27 protein-coding genes and 2 tRNA genes are annotated in these 21936 nt (G+C 61.9%); 15 read left to right on the top strand and 14 right to left on the bottom strand.

Annotated features, from left to right (window positions below; genetic code table 11):
* Positions 1 to 80: 80 nt before the first annotated feature.
* The 4 genes from NKI97_RS22740 to NKI97_RS22725 form a co-directional block, all read right to left on the bottom strand.
* On the bottom strand, positions 81 to 830 hold the full coding sequence (locus NKI97_RS22740) for an amino acid ABC transporter ATP-binding protein (RefSeq protein WP_031212005.1): 750 nt from the start codon (positions 828 to 830) through the stop codon (positions 81 to 83).
* A 70-nt stretch (positions 831 to 900) separates the two neighbouring features.
* Positions 901 to 2058, bottom strand: coding sequence for an amino acid ABC transporter permease (locus NKI97_RS22735; RefSeq protein ID WP_352452782.1), 1158 nt, complete (start codon positions 2056 to 2058; stop codon positions 901 to 903).
* 4 nt (positions 2059 to 2062) lie between these two features.
* Positions 2063 to 3250 (bottom strand): amino acid ABC transporter permease, encoded by a 1188-nt coding sequence (locus NKI97_RS22730; RefSeq protein WP_352452783.1) that lies wholly within the window; start codon positions 3248 to 3250, stop codon positions 2063 to 2065.
* 63 nt (positions 3251 to 3313) lie between these two features.
* Positions 3314 to 4342, bottom strand: coding sequence for an amino acid ABC transporter substrate-binding protein (locus NKI97_RS22725; protein ID WP_254820740.1), 1029 nt, complete (start codon positions 4340 to 4342; stop codon positions 3314 to 3316).
* A 427-nt stretch (positions 4343 to 4769) separates the two neighbouring features.
* Here NKI97_RS22725 and NKI97_RS22720 point away from each other — a divergent pair, with 427 nt between their 5' ends.
* From NKI97_RS22720 to NKI97_RS22705, 4 genes are all read left to right on the top strand, one after another.
* Positions 4770 to 5939: a cystathionine beta-lyase gene (locus NKI97_RS22720; RefSeq protein ID WP_352452784.1), complete on the top strand. Its 1170-nt coding sequence runs from the start codon at positions 4770 to 4772 to the stop codon at positions 5937 to 5939.
* Positions 5940 to 6192: 253 nt separating this feature from the next.
* Positions 6193 to 6864 (top strand): RNA polymerase sigma factor, encoded by a 672-nt coding sequence (locus tag NKI97_RS22715; RefSeq protein WP_352452785.1) that lies wholly within the window; start codon positions 6193 to 6195, stop codon positions 6862 to 6864.
* Between the two features lie 103 nt (positions 6865 to 6967).
* Entirely contained in the window at positions 6968 to 7492 is a 525-nt protein-coding gene (locus NKI97_RS22710) for a DUF4142 domain-containing protein (RefSeq protein WP_352452786.1), read from the top strand.
* A 14-nt stretch (positions 7493 to 7506) separates the two neighbouring features.
* Entirely contained in the window at positions 7507 to 7818 is a 312-nt protein-coding gene (locus tag NKI97_RS22705) for a cupredoxin domain-containing protein (protein ID WP_352452794.1), read from the top strand.
* A 107-nt stretch (positions 7819 to 7925) separates the two neighbouring features.
* Here the strand turns inward: NKI97_RS22705 and NKI97_RS22700 are convergent, their stop codons facing one another.
* The 3 genes from NKI97_RS22700 to NKI97_RS22690 form a co-directional block, all read right to left on the bottom strand.
* Entirely contained in the window at positions 7926 to 9146 is a 1221-nt protein-coding gene (locus NKI97_RS22700) for an anion transporter (RefSeq protein ID WP_352452787.1), read from the bottom strand.
* Positions 9147 to 9205: 59 nt separating this feature from the next.
* Positions 9206 to 9282: transfer RNA gene (locus NKI97_RS22695), tRNA-Arg, on the bottom strand.
* Positions 9283 to 9338: 56 nt separating this feature from the next.
* Positions 9339 to 9644, bottom strand: coding sequence for an ETC complex I subunit (locus NKI97_RS22690; RefSeq protein WP_023677641.1), 306 nt, complete (start codon positions 9642 to 9644; stop codon positions 9339 to 9341).
* A gap of 160 nt (positions 9645 to 9804) precedes the next feature.
* On the opposite strand from NKI97_RS22690, the gene NKI97_RS22685 reads away from it, so the two are divergent.
* Positions 9805 to 9881, top strand: a tRNA-Pro gene (locus NKI97_RS22685).
* Positions 9882 to 10005: 124 nt separating this feature from the next.
* On the opposite strand, the gene NKI97_RS22680 is transcribed toward NKI97_RS22685, so the two are convergent.
* Positions 10006 to 10833 (bottom strand): alpha/beta fold hydrolase, encoded by an 828-nt coding sequence (locus NKI97_RS22680; RefSeq protein WP_352452984.1) that lies wholly within the window; start codon positions 10831 to 10833, stop codon positions 10006 to 10008.
* Between the two features lie 131 nt (positions 10834 to 10964).
* On the opposite strand from NKI97_RS22680, the gene NKI97_RS22675 reads away from it, so the two are divergent.
* Positions 10965 to 11966, top strand: coding sequence for a GlxA family transcriptional regulator (locus tag NKI97_RS22675; RefSeq protein WP_352452983.1), 1002 nt, complete (start codon positions 10965 to 10967; stop codon positions 11964 to 11966).
* Between the two features lie 207 nt (positions 11967 to 12173).
* Here the strand turns inward: NKI97_RS22675 and NKI97_RS22670 are convergent, their stop codons facing one another.
* The 4 genes from NKI97_RS22670 to NKI97_RS22655 form a co-directional block, all read right to left on the bottom strand.
* Positions 12174 to 12455, bottom strand: a complete 282-nt coding sequence (locus NKI97_RS22670) for a hypothetical protein (protein ID WP_352452982.1) — start codon at positions 12453 to 12455, stop codon at positions 12174 to 12176.
* Between the two features lie 62 nt (positions 12456 to 12517).
* On the bottom strand, positions 12518 to 13219 hold the full coding sequence (gene hdaA / locus NKI97_RS22665; protein ID WP_352452981.1) for a DnaA regulatory inactivator HdaA: 702 nt from the start codon (positions 13217 to 13219) through the stop codon (positions 12518 to 12520).
* Positions 13220 to 13224: 5 nt separating this feature from the next.
* Positions 13225 to 14451 carry an AI-2E family transporter gene (locus NKI97_RS22660; protein WP_352452980.1) on the bottom strand — a complete coding sequence of 409 codons (1227 nt, stop codon included), beginning with the start codon at positions 14449 to 14451 and terminating at the stop codon, positions 13225 to 13227.
* On the bottom strand, positions 14423 to 14980 hold the full coding sequence (locus tag NKI97_RS22655) for a CDP-alcohol phosphatidyltransferase family protein (RefSeq protein ID WP_023677645.1): 558 nt from the start codon (positions 14978 to 14980) through the stop codon (positions 14423 to 14425). Before NKI97_RS22655 ends, NKI97_RS22660 begins: the two co-directional genes overlap by 29 nt.
* Before the next feature lie 200 nt (positions 14981 to 15180).
* On the opposite strand from NKI97_RS22655, the gene NKI97_RS22650 reads away from it, so the two are divergent.
* The 9 genes from NKI97_RS22650 to NKI97_RS22610 all read left to right on the top strand — a co-directional run bounded on the left by NKI97_RS22650 (position 15181) and on the right by NKI97_RS22610 (position 20530).
* Positions 15181 to 15831 carry a glutathione S-transferase family protein gene (locus NKI97_RS22650; protein WP_352452979.1) on the top strand — a complete coding sequence of 217 codons (651 nt, stop codon included), beginning with the start codon at positions 15181 to 15183 and terminating at the stop codon, positions 15829 to 15831.
* Between the two features lie 133 nt (positions 15832 to 15964).
* Positions 15965 to 16597, top strand: coding sequence for a hypothetical protein (locus tag NKI97_RS22645; protein WP_352452978.1), 633 nt, complete (start codon positions 15965 to 15967; stop codon positions 16595 to 16597).
* A gap of 136 nt (positions 16598 to 16733) precedes the next feature.
* A complete protein-coding gene (locus NKI97_RS22640; protein ID WP_352452977.1) occupies positions 16734 to 17141 on the top strand; it encodes a hypothetical protein in 408 nt (135 codons plus the stop codon).
* 111 nt (positions 17142 to 17252) lie between these two features.
* A complete protein-coding gene (purM, locus tag NKI97_RS22635; protein WP_023677649.1) occupies positions 17253 to 18317 on the top strand; it encodes a phosphoribosylformylglycinamidine cyclo-ligase in 1065 nt (354 codons plus the stop codon).
* Positions 18314 to 19021: a phosphoribosylglycinamide formyltransferase gene (gene purN / locus NKI97_RS22630; protein ID WP_352452976.1), complete on the top strand. Its 708-nt coding sequence runs from the start codon at positions 18314 to 18316 to the stop codon at positions 19019 to 19021. The genes purM and purN overlap by 4 nt, the downstream gene beginning before the upstream one ends.
* A 59-nt stretch (positions 19022 to 19080) precedes the next feature.
* Positions 19081 to 19368 (top strand): type II toxin-antitoxin system ParD family antitoxin, encoded by a 288-nt coding sequence (locus tag NKI97_RS22625; protein ID WP_352452975.1) that lies wholly within the window; start codon positions 19081 to 19083, stop codon positions 19366 to 19368.
* Positions 19361 to 19654, top strand: a complete 294-nt coding sequence (locus NKI97_RS22620) for a type II toxin-antitoxin system RelE/ParE family toxin (protein ID WP_352452974.1) — start codon at positions 19361 to 19363, stop codon at positions 19652 to 19654. Before NKI97_RS22625 ends, NKI97_RS22620 begins: the two co-directional genes overlap by 8 nt.
* Positions 19655 to 19672: 18 nt before the next feature.
* On the top strand, positions 19673 to 20005 hold the full coding sequence (locus tag NKI97_RS22615; protein WP_352452973.1) for a hypothetical protein: 333 nt from the start codon (positions 19673 to 19675) through the stop codon (positions 20003 to 20005).
* A gap of 9 nt (positions 20006 to 20014) precedes the next feature.
* Positions 20015 to 20530 carry a SixA phosphatase family protein gene (locus NKI97_RS22610; RefSeq protein ID WP_352452972.1) on the top strand — a complete coding sequence of 172 codons (516 nt, stop codon included), beginning with the start codon at positions 20015 to 20017 and terminating at the stop codon, positions 20528 to 20530.
* Positions 20531 to 20640: 110 nt separating this feature from the next.
* Here the strand turns inward: NKI97_RS22610 and NKI97_RS22605 are convergent, their stop codons facing one another.
* On the bottom strand, positions 20641 to 20913 hold the full coding sequence (locus tag NKI97_RS22605; RefSeq protein ID WP_352452971.1) for a DUF680 domain-containing protein: 273 nt from the start codon (positions 20911 to 20913) through the stop codon (positions 20641 to 20643).
* A gap of 276 nt (positions 20914 to 21189) precedes the next feature.
* Positions 21190 to 21426 (bottom strand): DUF680 domain-containing protein, encoded by a 237-nt coding sequence (locus NKI97_RS22600; protein WP_352452970.1) that lies wholly within the window; start codon positions 21424 to 21426, stop codon positions 21190 to 21192.
* Positions 21427 to 21936 lie beyond the last annotated feature (510 nt).

Genomic DNA, 21936 nt, shown 5'->3' with positions numbered 1-21936 from the left:
CACCGCTCGTCGAATACGCGTAAGGCCCGAGCAAGGCAGAGGGCCGGTCCGCCGGTCTTGTCCCGAACCGGCGTACAGGATCAGTGCAGGATCTGCGACAGGAACAGCTTCGTGCGCTCATGGCGCGGGTGGTCGAAGAACTCGGCCGGCGTGTTCTGCTCGACGATCTGACCCTGATCCATAAAGATCACCCGGTTGGCGACTTTGCGCGCAAAGCCCATCTCGTGGGTGACGCAGAGCATGGTCATGCCCTCCTCGGCCAGCCCGACCATCGTCTCCAGCACTTCCTTGATCATTTCCGGATCGAGAGCCGAGGTCGGCTCATCGAACAGCATGATGCGCGGGTTCATGCACAGCGAGCGGGCGATCGCCACGCGCTGCTGCTGGCCGCCGGAAAGCTGGCCGGGATATTTGTTGGCCTGTTCCGGGATCTTGACGCGCTTGAGGAAATGCATGGCGATTTCCTCGGCCTGTTTCCGCGGCATCTTGCGCACCCAGATCGGCGCCAGCGTGCAATTTTCCAGAATGGTCAGATGCGGGAACAGGTTGAAGTGCTGGAACACCATGCCGACCTCGCGGCGCACCTCGTCGATCTTCTTCAGATCGTTGGTCAGTTCCTTGCCGTCGACTATGATCTTGCCCTTCTGGTGTTCCTCCAGTCGGTTGATGCAGCGGATCATCGTCGATTTGCCGGAGCCCGACGGGCCGCAGATGACGATGCGCTCGCCGCGCATCACCTTTAGATTGATGTCCTTCAGCACATGGAATTCGCCGTACCATTTGTGCATGGCAATGATGTCGATGGCGACATCGGTGGTGGAAATGTGCATCTTGGCGGCATTGACCTTGATCTCTTCCGCGCTGACGGCGTTTTCTATGGCCATGACAAGGTCCCCTTTTTTAGCGTTTGTGGCCGGTGTCGAGACGGCGTTCCGTGTACATTGAATAGCGCGACATGCCGAAACAGAACAGCCAGAAGATGAAGGCCGCGAACACCAGGCCGGATCTGGCCGTCTGCGGCGTCGCCCAATTGGCGTCGGAGAAGTTCTGCTTGACGATGCCGAGGAGGTCGAACATCGAGATGACGATGACCAGGCTGGTGTCCTTGAACATGCCGATGAAGGTGTTGACGATGCCGGGAATGACCAGCTTCAGCGCCTGCGGCATGACGACCAGACCCATCTTCTGCCAGTAGCTGAGGCCGAGCGAATCGGCGCCCTCATACTGGCCTTTGGGGATAGCCTGCAGGCCGCCGCGCACCACTTCGGCCATGTAGGCGGCGGCAAACAGCGACACGCCGATCAGCGCGCGCAGGAACTTGTCGAAGCTGACGCCGGCCGGCAGGAACAGCGGCAGCATCACGCTGGCAAAGAACAGCACCGTAATCAGCGGGATGCCGCGTACCGTCTCGATGAAGATCACGCACAGCAGCTTGACGATCGGCATGTTCGAGCGCCGGCCGAGCGCCAGCACGATGCCGATCGGCAGCGACACGGCAATGCCGACGAAGGACAGGCTGAGCGTCACCAGCAGCCCACCCCAACGCGACGTCTCGACATGCGGCAGGCCGAACATGCCGCCGACCAGCAGAACGAAGGCGACGACCGGCAGCGCCAGGAAGAGAAGAATGGCGTTCAGCCCTTTGCGCGGTACGCGCGGTATGAGCAAAGGCACCAGCAGTGCCACGAACAGGATGGCCACCACGATCGGCCGCCAACGCTCCTCGACAGGATAGGTGCCGAACATGAACTGGCCGAACTTGGCGTTGACGAAAGCCCAGCAGGCGCCGGTCCAGCCGTCCGACTGGATGCCGCCCTGCGCCACGGTGGCGCAGACCGTGCGGTCCGGTCCCGTCCACTGGGCGTTGATGAAAGCCCAATTGACGATCTGCGGCAGGATCATGGCAACCAGCGCGATGCCGACGATGGTCAAGATGGTGTCGCCCGTGGTGGCAATCAGGTTCTTGCGGATCCAGGCGGTGAGGCCACGCTCGCTCGACGGCGCCGGCTGCGCCAGCGTCATCTCCGTCCGCACCCAGGACATGTCGTGTTCCTGCATGGCCCTACCTCTCCACCAGCGCCATCCTGGCATTGACGACGTTCATGATCGCCGACGTGATCAGGCTGAGCGCGAGATAGACAGCCATCATGATCACCACGCCTTCGACCGCCTGCCCGGTCTGGTTCAAGACAGTGCCGGCAGTCGCCGTCAGGTCCGGATAGCCGATGGCGATGGCGAGCGAAGAGTTCTTGGTCAGGTTCAGATACTGGCTGGTCAGCGGCGGAATAACGATGCGCATCGCCTGCGGCACGACGACAAGCCTGAGGATCGATCCCGAGCGCAGCCCGAGTGCCGCGGCCGCCTCGGTCTGGCCCGTGCTGACGCCCCTGATGCCGGCGCGCACGATCTCGGCGATGAAGGCGGCCGTATAGCAGGACAACGCCAGATAGAGTGACAGGAACTCCGGTCTGACCTGAAAGCCACCGACCAGGTTGAAAGTCGATTGTTTCGGGAATTCGAAGCTCAGAGGAAAGCCGCTCAGCGCGTAGGCCAGCAGCGGCAGGCCGACGATCAACGCTATGGATGTCCAGAGCACCGGGAACGGCTGACCCGTCGCCATCTGCCGCTGCCGCGCCTTGCGGGCGACGAACCAGGCCATGGCAATGCCGAGGAGCAGGGCGACCAGGATCAGCCAGGAGCCCTCGCCCCAGACAGCGCGCGGAAAATAAAAGCCGCGCTGGTTGAGAAAGGAGCCGAACGGCAAATTGATGCTCTCGCGCGGCGGCGGCAGCACGGCGAGTACGCCGGAATACCAGAAGAAGATGACCAGCAGCGGCGGGATGTTGCGGAAGACCTCGACATAGACCGTGCAGATCTTCCTGATCAGCCAGTTGCGCGACAGTCGGCCGATGCCGACGATGAAACCGATAATGGTGGCGGTGATGATGCCGACGACGGCCACGATCACGGTGTTGATGAAGCCGACCAGGATGGCTCGGAAATAAGTCGAATCCGACGAATAAGCGATGGCGCTTTCGCTGATGTCGAAACCGGCGCGGCCCTTGAGGAAGCCGAAGCCGGAGGCGATGTGCAAGCGCGTCAGATTGACGATGACGTTGTGGGTAACCCACCAGACCCCCGCCACCAGCAGGACGAGGACCAGTGCTTGAAAGAATATGCCGCGGACGCGAGGATCATTGATGAAGGAACCGCGGCTTGGCTCCTCGCGAAGAACTTCCTGCGATGCCATTCGACAGTCCCCTGGAAAGAGAGACCGGAAGGCAGACGATCTGCCTTCCGGATCCATTTTCAATCAGCGGATCGGCGGAGCGTATTGCAGACCACCCTTGGTCCACAGCGCGTTGATGCCGCGCGCGATCTTCAGCGGGCTGCCCGAGCCGACATTGCGCTCGAACATCTCGCCGTAATTGCCGACGGCCTTGACGATGTTGACGACCCAGTCGTTAGAGACGCCGAGATCGGTGCCGATCTTGGTGTCGGCTTCCTGGCCGAGCACGCGCTTGATCTCGGGACTGTCCGAGTTCTTCATCTCGTCGACATTGGCCTTGGTGATGCCGAGTTCCTCGGCGTCGAGCAACGCGAAATAGGTCCACTTGACGATGTGGTACCATTGGTCGTCGCCCTGGCGTACAGCCGGCCCAAGCGGTTCCTTGGAGATGATCTCGGGCAACACGACGTGGTCGGCCGGCGCACCGAGCGTCAGGCGGATGCCATAGAGGCCCGATTGGTCGGTGGTGTATACGTCGCAGCGGCCGGCGTCATAGGCGGCGTTAACCTCTTCCAGCTTTTCGAAGACGACAGGATTGTACTCCATCTTGTTCGACTTGAAATAGTCGGCAAGGTTGAGCTCGGTCGTGGTGCCGCTCTGCACGCAGACCGCCGCGCCCGAAAGTTGCAGCGCCGAATTCACGCCCGGTAGCTTCTTGGCGTTGATCATGAAGCCCTGGCCGTCATAATAAGTCGTGCCGATGAAGTTCAGGCCGAGTGCGGTGTCGCGATTGATGGTCCAGGTGGTATTGCGCGACAGGATGTCGATCTCGCCCGACTGCAGAGCGGTAAACCGCTCCTTGGCGCTGAGCGGCGTAAATTTCACCTTGGTGCCATCGCCGAACACGGCGGCTGCCACAGCGCGACAGAAGTCCGCGTCGATGCCTTGCCACTCACCCTTGTCGTCCGGCGCCGAGAAGCCGGCCAGACCGGTCGAGACGCCGCATTGGATGAAGCCCTTCGCTTTGACATCGTCGAGCGTGGCCGCCGAAGCCGCCGAAGCCGCGAATCCAAACGCGGCGGCGCCCAAAACGCCGATTGCAATGTGTTTCATGACCCACAGACCCTTTTCTGTTTTTTCCAGGCGAACCTGACTTTTTCCCGTGTGAACGCAGCTATGTATCCCGGCCCATTACCGGAATCCCGCATCGTAACCGACGCGCTGCCTCCCATTCACGAACAACATCGAAGGCGATTATTCCTGTGAGGTCAAGGGAAATGACCAAATCCGAAAGACTTTGAAAACCAACCGCCTGAAATGCCTGAAATTGCAGACAAACGCGCTCGCAAATTGGTCAGCGCGCCAATAAAGCCGGCAAAGTCGGACCGTGACTTGCCAAGCGCACCTGGCAGCCGTCCAGAGGATCTACGGCGCATTGCTGAATTGGCATATTCAAGACCTTGGCCTGGCGAGTGCGGTGCGGTTGCGCGGCCAATGCCGCCGCACTATGGCTAACGACCTACTCATGGGATAAAAAGCAATGGCAAAAGACGGCAGCGAGATGGGCATCAACACGCGGCTCGCCCATTCCGGCAACAACCCGCATGACTATTTCGGCTTCGTCAATCCGCCGGTCGTGCATGCCTCGACCGTGCTCTATCCCAATGCCGCGACAATGGCGGCGCGCAGCCAGAAATACACCTACGGCACGCGCGGCACCCCGACCACCGATGCGCTGACCAGCGCCATCGATGCGCTGGAAGGCTCCGCCGGCACGGTCGCGGTGCCGTCCGGCCTGGCGGCCGTGGTGCTGCCGCTGCTCGCCTTCCTGTCGGTCGGCGATCATCTGCTGATCGTCGATTCCGTGTATCATCCGACCCGCAATTTCGCCGACACGATGCTGAAGCGGCTGGGCATCGAGGTCGAATATTACGAGCCCCGCATCGGCGCCGGCATTGCGGCGCTGCTCAGGCCCAACACCAAGGTGGTACTCACCGAATCGCCGGCCTCCAACACCTTCGAGGTGCAGGACATACCGGCCATCGCCAAGGCAGCACACGCCGTCGGCGCCATCGTCATGATGGACAACACCTGGGCGACGCCGCTCTACTTTCGCCCGCTCGACCATGGCGTCGACATCTCGATCCACGCGGCGACGAAATACCCGGCCGGCCATTCCGACGTGCTGCTCGGCACCGTGTCGGCCAATGCGGACTGCTGGAAGCAGCTTTGCGAGACGTTCAACACGATGGGCTGCTGCGCGGGGCCGGACGACGTCTACCAGGTGCTGCGCGGCCTGCGCACCATGGGCGTGCGGCTGGAGCACCATCAAAAGAGCGCGCTTGCCCTCGCCGGCTGGCTGGAGGGCCAGCCGGGCGTGGCGCAGGTGCTGCATCCGGCGCTGCCCAGCCATCCCGACCATGATCTTTGGAAGCGCGACTTTTGCGGATCGAGCGGCATCTTCTCGATCGTTCTTGCGGGCGGTGGACAAAAGCAGCAGCACGCCTTCCTCGACGCGTTGAAATTTTTCGGCCTCGGCTATTCCTGGGGCGGCTATGAGAGCCTTGCCGTGCCGGTATTCCTTGGCGACCGCACCATCGCCAAGGGCCCGTATGACGGGCCGCTGGTGCGCTTGCAGATCGGGCTCGAGGATGTAGGGGATTTGAAGGCCGACCTGGCGCGCGGGCTGGCGGCGGCCGCTGAGGCCTGAGCCAGCACCTTTTCATACTGAGGTCAGAAAATCGGCGTAACAGCCTGGAAAAATTGCGATCCTGAGCGATATCATGGCGACCGATCGGCCGATGAAACGGTCTACAAAATAGAGGCGGCGGTGTGGTGAAGGCGGTAGAATAGCCTCTGCCAGTCCTTGACACGGATTGAGGCTGGCCGGCGGGATCGGTCGGGAACCTTTTGTCGGCCGATGCATCCAATGTCGCGATGAGAAGCCTATCAGGAGATCGGCCATGCCTGCTGCGTTGACGGCAACGCCCGCCGCTTCCGGCGACATGCAGCTTGTCGGCCGCGCGCTGGCACATGATGGCGATGCATTCCGCACCATCATCAAGACGCACAACCAAAGGCTCTACCGCATCGCCCGAGGCGTCGTGCGTAACGACAGCGAGGCCGAGGACATCGTCCAGGAGGCCTATGTCAGCGCCTTTGCCCATCTCGAGGCCTTTCGCGGCGATGCCTCGCTCGCCACGTGGCTGTCGCGTATCGTCATCAACGAAGCGCTCGGCCGCTTGCGCAAAAGGCGGCGAATGGTAGCGATGCCTGAAAACCCGCAAGCCGAAATCATCCGGTTTCCCCTCAACCCGAGCGACGATCCGGAGCGGACGATGGCGCAACGGCAGATCCTTGAGCTTGTCGAACGGGCAACCGACAGTCTTCCCGATGTCTACCGGATGGTGTTCGTGGCGCGCGTCATCGAGGGATTGAGCATCGAGGAGACCGCCGAACTGCTTGGCGTGCGGCCAGAAACCATCAAGACCCGGCTGCACCGCGCCCGCGCGCTGGTGCGCAAGGCGCTGGACGACCAGATCGGCCCGGTGCTGCTCGACGCCTTTCCCTTCGCGGGCCGGCGCTGCGAACGGCTGACCAATGCCGTGATGCAGCGGCTTGGTCTTTCCGGATAGGCCGCGCCGATTTTCGCGGGAACGTTTGGCGGCGACCTGCATCCAATGAGCATCACTGAAACGAAGCCCGATGCAGTTCCGCGTCGGGGCGAAGGAGAGCATCATGTTTATTCGATCGACCACGGCACTGGCCGCAGTTTTCCTGCTTAGCACAGCGCCCTTGTCGCAAGCTGCCGACAAACCGACCGATCCGCAGATCGCACATATCGCCTACACAGCGGGCGTGCTTGACGTCGAGGCGGCCAAGCAGGCGCTGAAGAAATCGAAGAACAAGGAGGTCGTGGATTTCGCCAAGGACATGGTGCGAGATCACGAGGCGGTCAACAAACAGGCTCTCGACCTGGTCAAGAAGCTCAAGGTCACGCCTGAGGACAATCCGACCAGCAAGGCGCTGACCAAGGCAGCGGCAGAGGAACGTGCCAAGCTTGCCAAGCTCAAGGGTGCGGCGTTCGACAAGGCCTATGTCGCCAGCGAAGTGGCCTACCACAAGCAGGTCAATGGCGCGCTCGAAACACTGCTGATTCCGTCGGCCAGCAATGCCGAGTTGAAGAGCCTGCTGGAAACCGGCCTGAAAATATTCCAGGGCCACGAACAGCACGCCGAACACGTCGCCGGCATGCTGAAGTGAGGATAGGGCCAATGATGTCGAGGCGGCATCTGTGGGTTGCGCTGGCATTGGCCATGGGTGCCGCGCCGGCCAAGGCCGAAACCATCGAGGTGACGATCGAGAACCTTGTGTTTTCGCCGGCAAAGATCGAGGCGAAGGTCGGCGACACGATCAAGTGGGTGAACAAGGACGTGTTCGCCCACACGGCAACCGTCAACGGCGCCTGGGAAGTGATGATCCCGCCGAAGAAGGCATCGAGCCTGACGGTGAAGAAGGCGGAATCGGTAGATTATTTCTGCCGCTTCCATCCCAACATGAAAGGCCATCTGACGGTGACGTCGCCCTGACTGGCTGATGCATGCCGCGCAAAAGTGTGCAGCGGTTTTGCGATAACGACATGCATAAAACAAGAGCCTAAAGCGCGCCGCATGAGGCCGGTCTAATGCGGCCGCTTTTAGGCCGCCAGCCATGCCGTCCCCACAAGAAGCGTGACCAGCGTCAACGGCAGGCCGACCTTGAAGAAGGCTATGAAACCAAGCGGTTTGCCGGAGACCCGCGCGTGCTCGGCAACGATCAGATTGGCGACCGAGCCGAGCAGCGTGAAATTGCCGGCCAGCGTCGAGCTCATGGCGACGACCAGCCAGGCCCGCTTGGGATCTTCCAGTCCGGGCACGAACGGCTTCAGCGCCAGCACGGCCGGGACATTGCTCATGATGTTGGACAGCACTGCAGTGAAGCCGGACAGCCGCCAGACATCATTCAGCCCGAGGTCCTTTGCCGAGGCGACGATGTCGGGCGTCAGCAGCGTCTTCTCCGCCCCGGCGACGACGATGAACAGCCCGGCGAACATGAACAGCAGCGGGCCATCGATCTCGCGATAGATGCGCTCAGGTTTGATGGCGCGGGTCAAAAGAAGAATGGCGCCGCCGATCAGCGCTGCCTTGGCAACGGGAACGCCGGCAAAGAAGGCGACCGCCAAACCGACACAGACGACCACCGCCTTCACCACCTGCCCCGGCAGCATGCGGCCGCGATAGACTTCGGGGCTGAGCTCGGCCTTGCGCGAAAATTCAGCTCGGTAGACGATGCGGATGATGACGATGACGGCGACGAGGCCGAACGCCGCGACCGGCGCCAGCGCCGCCGAGAAGGCCGGATAGGAAATCCCCGACAGCGCGCCGATGACCATGTTCTGCGGATTGCCGGTGATGGTGGCGACGCTGCCGCAATTCGAGGCCGTGGCGGTGGCGATCAGATAGGGAACCGGGTTGCGGTTGATGACGCGGGTGACATGGACGACGATCGGCGCCATGACCAGGCAGATGGCGTCGTTGACCAGGAACGCCGACAGGACGCCGGTCAACAGCGTCACCATCACCAGCAGCATGAACGGCGCATGCGCATGCTCGATGGCGAACCCGCCGAGCGCGCGAAAGGCACCCGACACTTTCAGATGCGCCACGACGATCATCATGCCGAGCAGAAGCGTGATGGTGTCGAAGCTGATGGCGCGGTAGGCGTCCTCCATGTCGAGCGCGCCGATGGCGATCATCGCCGCACCGCCGAGCAGCGCGATGCCTGCCCGGTCGAGGCGCAGCCCGGGTATCCTGCCGATTGCGACGCCGGCATAGGTCAGGACAAGGATCAGCAATGCCGCCGCGCCCATCGCTGTCATGTGTTGGAAATCCTGTGCGACTGGCGAGTGAACCTGTCCGGAATGGACACTGAAAATATTGGCGATCCCGACAGGATTCGAACCTGTGACCATCGGCTTAGAAGGCCGGTGCTCTATCCAGCTGAGCTACGGGACCGCTGGCCGGCCGCATGACCGGCTGATTTGTTGGGCGCCGGCGGGGCCGGCATAGGATCAATGCGTCCAGGGCGTCCTGCGGTCATAGCGGAAATTCTCCGCATAGGAAATCTGGCGGCGCTTGATTTCCTTCGGCTCCTCGACGCGGAAAGCGAGCCCTTCCTTCTCGGCATAGGCGACCGCCTCTTCTCTTGTGTCGAAGGTCAGCCTGATCTGGCTGCGCATGTCGCCGGACGTGGTGTAGCCCATCAGCGGATCGATCTTCTTGCGCTGCTCCGGATCGAATTCCAGCACCCAATAGCCGGTCTTGGCCTTGCCGGACTGCATCGCGGTTTTGGCTGGGCTGAAAATGCGGGCTGACATGACCACCTCATTGCTGGTTGCAAGCACACGACCCCGAGACCAGATTACTGTTCTCTGGCCATGCACTAGCCCGTCATTACTGCGCAATGCCGCCGGCAGCAAGGCCGATGGCTTTTTACGCTTGCTTTGGCGGGCTGAAATCACTAGGCAACAGACCGTTCGGAGTGTAGCGCAGCCTGGTAGCGCATCTGGTTTGGGACCAGAGGGTCGGGAGTTCGAATCTCTCCACTCCGACCATTCATCAAGCAAATCTCGTCGGCAGGGCAAGCGGATCACGCTCGAGTGTGTCTCCCGTCGCCGGTCATGTTTAAGCGACGGACGGACAGCACGAGCCCGGGCTGCCCGTCCGATATGCAAGCCGTCAGCCCTGGATGAAGGCCAGCAGATCCGGATTGATGATCTCCGGATGGGTGGTGCACATGCCGTGCGGAAGGCCCTTGTAGACCTTGAGCGTGCCGTGCTTCACCAGCTTGGCCGCAAGCAGCGCGGAATCGGCGATCGGCACGATCTGGTCGTCGTCCCCGTGCATGATCAGGACGGGAACCTCAATCTTCTTGAGATCGTCGGTGAAGTCGGTCTCGGAAAAGGCCTCGATGCAGTCGTAATGAGCCTTGGCGCCGCCCATCATGCCCTGGCGCCACCAGTTGTCGACGGCGCCTGGCGAGACCTTGGCGCCCTCGCGGTTGAAGCCATAGAACGGGCCGGCCGGCACGTCCCTGTAGAACTGGGCGCGGTTGGCGACCAAAGCGGCGCGAAAGCCGTCGAAGACCTCGATCGGCAGGCCACCCGGATTGCTGTCGGTCTTGACCATAATCGGCGGCACGGCGCCGATCAGCACCGCCTTGGCAACACGGCCGCCGCCGCCATAAAGCGCGACGTAACGCGCCACCTCGCCGCCACCGGTCGAGTGGCCGATGTGGATCGCATCCCTGAGATCGAGATGCTCCGCCAGCGCCGCAACATCGGCGGCGTAGGTGTCCATCTCGTTGCCGGTCGCGGTCTGCGACGAGCGGCCGTGGCCGCGGCGGTCATGGGCGATGACGCGGTAGCCCTTTTCGAGGAAGAACAGCATCTGGTTGTCCCAATCGTCTGAGCTCAGCGGCCAGCCGTGATGGAACACGATCGGCTGGCCCTTGCCCCAATCCTTGTAGAAAATCTCGGCGCCGTCATGGGTGGTGAATGTGCTCATCGTCCTACTCCTTGATGGAAAAGTCGGGGGGTAACAGGGAAGCTTTTAGCCCCCTTCAGCTAGACAAATTATAACAGTGCGGCCAGGGTGAGCATTGGCAAAACGGACAATCAACGTGGCAAAACTGACAAATGACGGCTGCGCGTGATCTGATCGAAATCGGCCTTGTCTTGTATCCCGGCGTGCAGGAAGCGGCCGTGCTCGGCCTGACCGATCTTTTCATGCTGGCAAACCGGCTGGCTGTCGAGCGGTCGCCCGAGGCGGCGAGGCTTCGCGTCAGTCATTGGCAATTGGAGGACGCGGGCCACACCGTAGTCCGCACCTTCGACAGCGACCCCGGCGCCGACAATGAACCAGCCATGGTTATCCTCCCGCCGACCTTGGGAGATCCGATCGCTCGGGAAGCAGCCGCGCCCTATGCCGGCTGGCTCAGGGATCGCCACACGGCAGGCGCGACGCTCGGTTCGGTCTGTGCCGGCGCTTTCGTGCTTGCCGAAACCGGCCTGTTGTCCGGCCGTGCGGCGACGACGCACTGGGCTTATCGCGACGCGCTGGCGCTGCGCTTTCCAGACATCCTGCTCGACGCCGACAGGCTGGTCATCGACGATGCCGATATCATCACCGCCGGCGGCTACATGGCCTGGACCGACCTCGGCCTCAAGCTCGTGGACAGGGTGCTCGGGCCGACCGTGATGATGGACACGGCGCGTTTCATGCTGGTCGACCCGCCGGGCCGCGAGCAACGTTTTTACAGTCCGTTTGCGCCGCGACTGACCCATGGCGATGAAGCGATTCTCAAGGTGCAGCATTGGCTGCAGGCGAACGGCGCCCGCGACGTGACGCTTGGCGCTATGGCAGAGCATGCCGGGCTGGAGGAGCGGACTTTTCTGCGGCGCTTCCGCAGCGCCACCGGCCTCAAGCCGACCGAATATTGTCAGCACCTGCGCGTCGGCAAGGCGCGCGAGATGCTGGAAACTACGATGCGGTCGATCGACCAGATCGCCTGGGAGATCGGCTATGACGATCCCGGCTCGTTCCGCAAAGTATTCGCCAGGATAACCGGCCTGGTACCCGGCGACTATCGCAAGCGCTTTGGCACGGAACGAGCGGTGATTGCAGGCGGAGAGAGCTGAGGCCAGCCGCGCAATGGCGCTATCGATTCGATGCTGCCAAAGGCAAGCTCGCCGGGCGAGAACCCCAACCACCCATCTCCCGGCGAGCCTACTACCTGATTTGATACGCAATCAGGACCGGGATTAGCCGGCAAGCTCTTTGTTGCAAGACAGGTGCCAGTCTTTTTTCTCGAAATGGGACACAGACGGAAGTGAGGTCCCTGATGTTCACGCCGAGGCTTTTTGCCTGATGTGCCGGATCAGCCGAATTCCTGAAATCAGCAGTAATGCGCCTCCGACTTCCACGACCAGGATCACGGCCGAGCCCCAGGGAATAGCTGGCCAAAACTCCGAAAAGGCTTGCCTGAGCCAGGTGATATGAGCAGGCTCCTCGCCGTAAGCCCTGAGCATCAAGTCCGCGTAATCGAACATCTCTTTGACCACGATCGCCGACCAGAACAGCGATGAGACAAGCCATATCAGTGCGATTCGTCTGACGATCGGGCTCATTCCAATACCTACTGTCAAAAAGATCGACTTGATTAGCACACCCGCCAAACGAGATCATCCCGCTATATCTCGAACTCGCCCTGCCCTTCGTCCATGGCGCTGACGGTCTCGGCGGCGAGCGCGCGGGTGATCGGCGTCTTGCGCTCCAGCGCGGTGCGGTCGAGCCGTTCGACGACCCGCATGGCAGTGGCCAGCGAGCGCTCGATGCGGCGCACCAGATATTGCACGACATGCGGCTCGACCTCGACCTGGCGGTCGGCGAACAGCTTTGTGATGACGCCGGCCAGCAAGAGGTCGTCGGGTTCGTGGATCTCGACGGTAGCCGCCGCCTTGAGCCGCGACGCCAGGTCGGGCAGCCTGACGCCCCAAGCGGACGGGAAGCGCCGCGCCGTCAACAGCAAGCTCGAGCCGGCGCCGCGCACCGCGTTGATCAGGTGGAAGAGGCCGTGCTCATCGATCGGTTCGGCATCGATATCGTCGATCAGGGCCGGATGCGGACCGAGGTTTTCGATGCAGCCGCCGATGCGGCCGGCCTCCACTTTCACGGCGTCGGCGCGGGTCCGCCAAATCGAGGCCAGATGGGTTTTCCCCGAGCCGGCCGGCCCGGCCAGCACAACGACCGGCGACGGCCAGTCCGGCCAGCGGTCGACAAGCGCCGCCGCCTGGCTGTTGGTGCTGGAGACGACGAGCTCGTCGCGCGAATAGCCGGTGCCGTGGCCTAGATCGAGCGGCAATTGACGCGGCGGATCGATCTTGTCCGGCATCTGGCTCAACCGCGCGCGCCCCCGCGGCGCCGCACCTGCAGCGGCGGCACCGGCTCGTCGGCATGGCCCTTGTAGAGCGGCGATTCCAGATAGCGGGCGATGGCGAAACGCACCAGAACGGCAACGGCGGCGGAGGCCGGCACGGCAATCAGCAGGCCGACGAAGCCGAACAGCGCGCCGAAGGCAAACAGCGCAAACATCAGCCATACCGGATGCAGGCCAACGCTTTTGCCGACCAGCCTGGGCTGCAGGATGTTGCCCTCGATGAACTGGCCGACGAAGAACACACCGGCCACCGCTGCGACCATGGTCCAGTCCGGCCAGAACTGGACGAAGGCGACGCCGACGGCCAGCACCAGGCCGGTCAGCGAGCCGACATAGGGGATGAAGGAGATCAGCCCGGCGAACAGACCGATGAGGATGCCGAAATTCAGGCCCGTCAACGTCAGGCCGGTGGCGTACATGGCGCCGAGCACCAGGCACAGCGTGCCCTGGCCGCGCACGAAGCCGGCGGTCGCCGTGTTGATGTCCTTGGCGATCGTCCTGACGGTCTTGACGTAATCGCGCGGCACCCAGCTGTCGACGATTGCCACCATGCGGTCCCAGTCGAGCAGCATGTAGAAGGCGACGACCGGCGTTACCACGAACAGGCTGACGACCGAGACCAGCGCCACGCCGGAGCTCCAGATCGAGGTGAAGACGGTGGTCAGGAGGCCGAAGCCGGAGGTCAGCAGCGAGTTCAGGCCTTCGCGCAGGCCGTTGGCGTCGACGCCGAATTTCTCTTCCAGCCATTTCGGGTCGAAGCTGGTGATCAGGCCCTGCAGCCGGGTCAGATAGTCCGGCAGCTTCCTGGCGAAATCAGCCATCTGCGAGGCGAGCACCGGAACCAGGATGACGACGGCCAGCACCAGGACGACGATGAAGGCGATGAGGATGACCACCGTCGCCATCAGCCTGGAGAGGCCGAGCCGCTCCAGCCGGTCGGCGACAGGATCGAGGAAATAGGCGAGCACCATGCCGGCGACGAACGGCAGAAGGATGCCGCTGAACACATAGAGGAAGACGGCGAGGATGATGGCGCTGATCAGCCAGAAGCGGATCTGGCGGCGAAACGATGCCGATGCCGCAGCCTCAGCTGCCGCAGCCTCAGCTTCAGCGTCGATGGACCGTTCGTCAGGTGCCCGGTGGTCAGGTGCCCCGTGTTCAGGTGCCGGGTGTGGAGCCTTCGCCATAGCCGCTCATATGCCTCAGCCAAGCCACGAGATAGGCCGCGGCCGAAGCCACGGTCAAGACCCCGGACAGCAATATGAGGGCCGGCCTCAGCGGATCGAGACGGATGTCGAAGGCGAGTTCGCCCAACACCACTGCCGCCAGCACGATCTGGATCGCGGTGTTGGCCTTCGACACCAGGAGCGGCTTCATCTCGACCGGATGCGCCATGACGGTGGATAAAAGCACGGCGCAGACGATCAGTGCGTCGCGCGACACCATGGTAACGACCAGCCACAGCGGCAGTTCGCCGCTGAAGCCCAGGACCACGAAAACCGAGACCAGCAGCAGCTTGTCGGCCATCGGATCGAGATAGGCGCCGAGCCTGGAAAACTGGTTGAAATGACGGGCGATGAAGCCGTCGACGCCGTCGGAAATGCCGGCAATGAGGAAGCCGGCAAAGGCCCAGTCCCAGCGTTCCTGCAGCATGGCCAGCACCACGGCCGGCACCAGCACGAAGCGCATGATCGTGATCATGTTGGGGATGGTCAAACGCATATCCCGTCGCTCTTGTTTGTCGATACATGATGGAGATGGAGGGTTACGGCAAGTGAGAAGCGACACAGAAGCTGCCAATCTCCCCACGAGGGCGCCAGCAATGAAATAGGTCAAGACCGATGTCGATTTCGGGGAGGCTCATTCGTCTCACGATAGGAAGCCGAGGAAATTTGCCCAGCAAGGAAACGGACGCGATGACAATCACTATCACAGCATTTGAACGATCGCCCGATGGCGGCAAGGGACTGGCGCGCGATACGCGCGTTCGCTGGGCGCTCGAAGAAGTGGGGCAGCCGTATGAGGTTCGTCTTGTTTCCTTCGCAGAAATGAAGGCGCCTGGCCATCTGGCCATCCATCCCTTCGGCCAGATCCCCACCTATGAGGAAGGTTCTCTCTCGCTGTTCGAAACCGGCTCGATCGTCTTTCACCTTGCTGAGCAGCATGCGGGATTGCTGCCGAAGGATCGCAATGCCCGCGCGCGTGCGATCACGTGGATGTTTGCCGCACTTAACACCGTCGAGCCGCCGATCCTCGAATTAACGACGGCAAGAATATTCGAACGTGACAAGCCTTGGAGCGAGGAGCGCTTGCCGTTGGTAAAGGACCGTGTTCGCGCTCGGCTGGACAAACTCTCGGCCCACTTGGGCGTCGCCGACTGGCTCGATGATACGTTCAGCGCAGGCGATTTATTGATGGTATCGGTGCTGCTGCGACTAAGAATGTCAGGCATTTTGGACGAATATCAAAACTTGGCTGCCTATGTAGCGCGCGGGGAAGCTCGGCCGGCTTATATCCGGGCTTTCGCCGCGCAATTTGCAATCAACGCAGAGGTGCGTGAAGAATAGCCAGCGTTGAACTAACCAAATGGAAGCGAGCCCGAAGCGCGCTATCCTTTGGCCGTTAGGAAACAAGGCGCGCTGTGGATGGACTAATAGGCCGCTAGCAAGGCACGATGCGCAACAGAGAGGGAGTGGAACCTTGTCTTTGGCCGTTGGCGAAGCGCGTAAGTATCTCGATACGTTCATGACGGGACATGGCTTTCGCCGCATCCGGAAAGGCGTCTTCGAAGTCGACCGGAGCGACGATATCAGCCTGATTCTCGAAGAGGCCTTTACTGCAAGCCATGGCGATGTTCATTTGAACATGCTCGTTTACCTGGACTTTCTTACCGTCAGGCCGTTGCTTGAAAGGCTGTACGGCAAAAAATGGATCTGGCCCGGACTGTCGCAGTTTCATCCTGAAACGATATTTAACAATGAGCTGAAAGCTTATGCTCGTTACTTCGAGCACCTTGACCAGACGAGCATAGACAGGTTGCTGGGGAAATATGTCGAGCTGGCGCGACGGATCAGGGCTCAGAACCCGGACCTCGCCAGTTACGTCGCCGGACATAGCGAGTTGCTCGACAAACCTTACGAATTCACACAGCCCTTCGCAGTTCGAATCCTCGCGCTGATTGCCTGCGAAATCGAGCTTGGGCACTACGAGCGGGTGAAGCAGGCTGTGCACTGGATTCGAACGAACAATGGCGGAATAGCGCTGAGCGGCTACGCCAAGGCACAACTCGACCGCGTCGACATGGTTCTGGCGGAACGAGAGAGGCGTCCATAAGGGGGGGCAGCTTGGGCGACTGTCCACTCCTTTGTCGAGCCAAGACCGTCTGATCCCGCCGTCATCCTTGCGAGGTGCGGCCGTTCAAGCGAAGAGCCCGCGAAGCGACAGCCTATTTCCCCACTGCTGAATGACGATGGCGCAGAGAATCACAATCGCTTGGCAAGTAACGCTTTGCTATCTGGCCGGACTGACAGAAAGTCTGCTGGCTTTCGCATCTTTCGGAGCCCCGCACCGCAACATAGCGACGCAAGATCTTCTGTGGGCCTTCGCTCTTGAGCTGGCCGTGGGCGTGGTCGTCTTTTGGCCCCTCTGGCTGACGGCTGCGGTCGTGGCGTTCCTGTTCGCGCGGTCGGTCGTTGTAAATCCAGGTCTGTGGGCTGCCGCGGCGGCTTTGCTCGCCGCCGGCTTCTCGTATGGAACTCAGCCCTTCGACGGTGAGATCAGGTCTCTTGCCACCGTCGGTGGCCTCGCCGCAATTCTGGCAGGGATTTCTTTTTATTGTTGGAGTGTATCACGCCCGGTTCCCGCGGCATCCAACTGAAAACACCATTAATCGCGCGCTTGCCTTGCGGGGCAAAACCGTTCATGCGAAGAGCCCGCACGCGAGTGAAAACAGCGACAGGCAAGCGCAACAGATGAGCAGGCGCCGGAAATGAGCAAGCGCAAGAACGGGCTCACCTATGCCGAAGCGGGCGTCGACATCGATGCCGGCAACCTCATGGTCGAGAAGATCAAGCCGCTGGTGCGCGCCACCCGCCGGCCGGGCGCCGATGGCGAGATCGGCGGCTTCGGCGGCCTGTTCGACCTCAAGGCAGCCGGCTTCACCGATCCGGTGCTGGTCGCCGCCAATGACGGCGTCGGCACCAAGCTGAAGATCGCCATCGACGCCGGCAAGCATGACACGATTGGCATCGACCTGGTCGCCATGTGCGTCAACGACATCGTCGTGCAGGGCGCCGAGCCGCTGTTCTTCCTCGACTATTTCGCCACCGGCAAGCTCGATCCCGACCAGGGTGCTTCGATCGTCGGCGGCATCGCCGAGGGCTGCCGGCAGGCCGGTTGCGCGCTGATCGGCGGCGAGACGGCGGAAATGCCCGGCATGTATCACGACAAGGATTATGACCTTGCCGGCTTTGCCGTCGGTGCCGCCGAACGCGGCCAGCTGCTGCCGACCGACGACATCGTCGAAGGCGACGTGCTGCTCGGCCTTGCCTCCTCGGGCCTGCATTCGAACGGCTTTTCGCTGGTCCGCCGCATCGTCGCGGTAAGCGGCCTTGGCTGGGGCGATCCGGCGCCGTTCAATGACGAGGCGACGCTGGCCGAGGCGCTGCTCGAGCCGACGCGCATCTACGTCAAGTCGATCCTCAAGGCGATCCGCAACACGCACGGCATCAAGGCGCTGGCCCATATCACCGGCGGCGGCTTTCCCGAAAATATCCCGCGCGTTCTGCCCAAGGATTTTTCGGCCGAGCTCGATCTCGGCGCCATCGAGGTACCGCCGGTGTTCTCATGGCTGGCCAAGACCGGCGGCGTCGCGCCGGAAGAGATGATGCGGACCTTCAATTGCGGCATCGGCATGATCCTGGTCGTCGCCTCCGGCCAGGCGGCGCAGGTCGCTGCCGTTCTGCAGGAGGCCGGCGAGACGGTGACGCCGATCGGCCAGATCGTGCCGCGCCGCGATGCCGGCGTCATCTATCGGGGCTCGATTGGCCTATGACCAGGAAACGGACGGTCGTACTGATCTCGGGGCGCGGCTCCAACATGACGGCGCTGGTTGCGGCGGCGAGCAACCCGGCCTATCCGGCCGAGATCGTCGGCGTCATCTCCGACCGCGCCAATGCCGCCGGCCTTGGCATCGCCGCGGCGCGCGGCATCGCCACCAGAGTGATTTCGCGCTCCGACTATGCCAGCAAGGAAGCCCATGACGAGGCGATCGATGCGGCCCTCTTGTCGTTCGGCGCCGAGATCGTCGCGCTGGCCGGCTATATGCGCATCCTCGGCGCGCGCTTCGTGGAGAAGCGGCAGGGCCGCATGATCAATATCCACCCTGCCCTGCTGCCTGCCTTCAAGGGGCTGGATACGCATGCGCGGGCCCTCCGCGCAGGCATGCGCATCCATGGCTGCACGGTGCATTTCGTCACGCTCGACATGGATGACGGGCCGATCATCGCCCAGGCCGCCGTGCCGGTGATGGTCGGCGACAATGAGGACACGCTGGCCGCGCGCGTGCTCAAGGCCGAGCACCAGCTTTATCCGCTGGCGTTGGGCCTTGTCGCCGAAGGCAAGGCGCGGATGGAAGGCGGCCGCACGGTGTTTTCGCGCTTCGCCGACGATGCCGACAACGCCACGTCGGTGGTGATCGCGCCCGACCCGCTGCGCGAAGAGACCGATCTCGAGCACCTGGCGCGGATCACGCCGTGAGGGTCAGTTCTTGAATTTGGTAGCAAATTTTGCTACCGTCTTCGTGAGGAGACGGTTTGATGGCGACAGTCGAAAAAGTCAGCGTAGCGCTTTCCCCGGAACTGCTGGACATGGTCAAAGGCGCGGTGGCCAGCGGGCAGTACGGTTCGGCAAGTGAAGTGATCCGCGAGGCACTGCGCGAATGGCGGCTTCGCCAGCCCTTGCGCGAGGCCGAAGCGGAGCGGTTGCGGAAAGCCTGGACGGAAGGGCTGGAGAGCGGTCCGTTTGCGCCGTTCGACATCGAGGACATAAAACGGAAAGCCCGCAGCCGGTTGGGCAACACCAGCAAAAACCGGCGGAATGGCTGACATCCGCATTGTCCGCAGTCCGGCGGCAGAAGACGACCTGATCGATATTTGGTTTGGCATTGCAAGGGACAACCCGCTTGCCGCGGACCGCTTTTTGGATGCTATTGCCGAGCGCATCGTGCAATTGGGCACATTCCCGGAATCCGGTCCCAAGAGGCCCGACATCGCTGCCGATGTGCGAGCGTTGACGATCGGCAATTATCTCGTGCTTTATCGCCTGGCCGAACAGCGGGTCGAAATCGTCCGCGTCGTGCATGGCGCACGCGATGTCTCGGCATTGTTTTGATAGATTGCGGACAAGCAAATGGACGTTTTCGACAGCGCGATCCGGACAAAGCGTGATCTCGCCGGCGTCTTCGAGTACGACGAGGCGGACGATCCGAAAAGTGCCACGGCATATTTTTATCTCTGTCGGATCGAGGACGGACGAGTAGGTCCCGTCGTCGGTGCAATTCACGTTCGATCGGGCGATTGGGCCATCACTGAAGCAGACATTTTGGTCAGATGGGATAAAGATGAACGGCGTGTAGGCCTGTTCATCTTTGGTGCACTTTGGGCGAGTTTTGATACCGTCACAGGTGCAAGACATGGCGGCGGATATGGGAAAGACTTTCAGCCCGACATCCCTTGGACTTGAGTTGAATCCATGAAGCAACTGCTGCTCCTGCGTCACGCCAAGTCGAGTTGGGACGATCCCGACCTCATCGACGTCGACCGGCCGCTGTCCGCGCGCGGGCTGAAGGTAGCACCACTGGTCGGGCGCGAACTGGCCCGGCGCGGCTGGCTGCCGGAGCTGGCGCTGGTGTCGCCGGCGCTGCGCACCCGCGACACGTGGCGGCTCGTCTCGGCGGAATTGCCGGCGAAGGTGCAGGCCAAATTTTCCCAGGCGCTCTACGAGGCAGCGGCGGCGGACATCCTCGCCAAGGTGCGGCAAGTAAAGGCGGGGACTGGAACGCTGCTGGTGCTTGGCCACAATCCCGGGCTGGAGGAGTTCGCGCGCGGGCTTGCCGGGGCTGGATCGGACCAAGCGGCGCTGAAGAAGCTGGCGGAAAAATACCCCACCGCGGCCCTGGCTCGGTTCGACGTCGACGGCGATTGGACCGGTCTCACCTTCGGCAGCGCCCGACTGACGCACTGCATTTGGCCGAAGGATCTTCGCTAGGGACTGCCTGACAGGCCGGGGGATCGCCGACCTTTCGGCCAAACCCGGCTTCGCACAAACAAGAGCGGCGGGCCAAGCCCGCCGCTCTTCGTGCTCCGGGGTTTGAGGAACTATCGGCCCCAGTTGCCCCGGCCAGATTGGGGCACTACGGGTTGATCCGTGCCGAACCGGGTCGTCGCCTCGGTGTCGACGGCGTTGTGCTCGGCCGTCAGCGGCTTGCGGATGGAACCGGTAAACCCGCTGTCGATGGTGCCGACAGGCGCGTTGCCAACAGGCGCGGCCGGCTGGTTGACGCCGTCCGAACCATAGTGATCACTGCCTGCAAAGGCGCTGCCCGTGGCGACGAGGACGATGGTGGCGACGGTAAGAGCAATCTTGGTCATTTCAGGTACTCCAGTGTACTGGTCATTCGTGAGTTGTCGTTGCTTTCGACGCATTCGAGATGAGAGCGCTGTCCGCGCCGACGAATACGCACCCGGCTTTTTCCGATGTGCACGTTGCTGGACGATTTCAGCAACCGAGATTGTGGCTACAGATGAAACCTGCAGATCAACGTATTCGATTGGCGCAGGATGCTATTCGGCGCACACGCCCGTTGATACGCGAAAGCAAGAGTAGCGGGCCAAGCCCGCCGCTCTTTGTGTTGCGGGCCGTGATAATCAGCGGCCCCAGATGCCTTGGCCGGATTCAGGCGCCACCGACTCGGAGGTTATCTTGGCACCGGTACGCTCGGAAGTAACTGGCTTGCGGATCGAACCGGTGAAGGTGTTGTCGACGTTGGCAGCAGCAGCAGCGGCCGGCTGGTTGACGTTGTCCGAGCCATAATGGTCGCTGCCGGCAAAAGCAGTGCCGGTGGCAACGAGGATGGCGGCGGCGGTAAGAGCGAGCTTGGTCATTTCGGTACTCCGGTAGTTCTTTGGTCTGTCCGTCAAGTGGCGTGCCTCGGGAGGAATTCGCGTCGCTCGGACCACCCCGAGATGGGTCGGCAAGCCTGTCGTTTCCAATCACGAAAATTTTGTACGGGTGCGCCAAATTGGCCGCTTGAAATTCGACATGCAGCTCCTTGCGCCACAATGTTCTTCTTTCTTTTCAGTTTGTTATGCGGTCAATGGTGATTTTCAGCGTGGACATTTTGTGAGCCGGCGTCCACCGCTTCCTATACACTCCGTTAACAGAACCGAACCGTTCGGTTCGCTTTGTATTGTTCCTGTTCCTTTCGCAATGCTGATCGCGCGGCGAGTAAGAGAGGCCGGCATTGCCGCCACTTGCCGGAGTGCCGACAGCGCGATGCCGAGCCTCGCCGCGCGACACCGAAGGGAGAGAATTTTCTGCCACTTGCGCAATATCGCGCCCTGAAAGACCATGTATTTAGCGCTTGAGGGGGAATCAGAGTGGACGCGATTACT

The sequence above is a fragment of the Mesorhizobium sp. M0296 genome (assembly GCF_040321675.1).
GTDB lineage: Bacteria > Pseudomonadota > Alphaproteobacteria > Rhizobiales > Rhizobiaceae > Mesorhizobium.
Note: the sequence above shows the minus strand (reverse complement) of the source record. Positions and strands in the feature narration are given on the sequence as shown.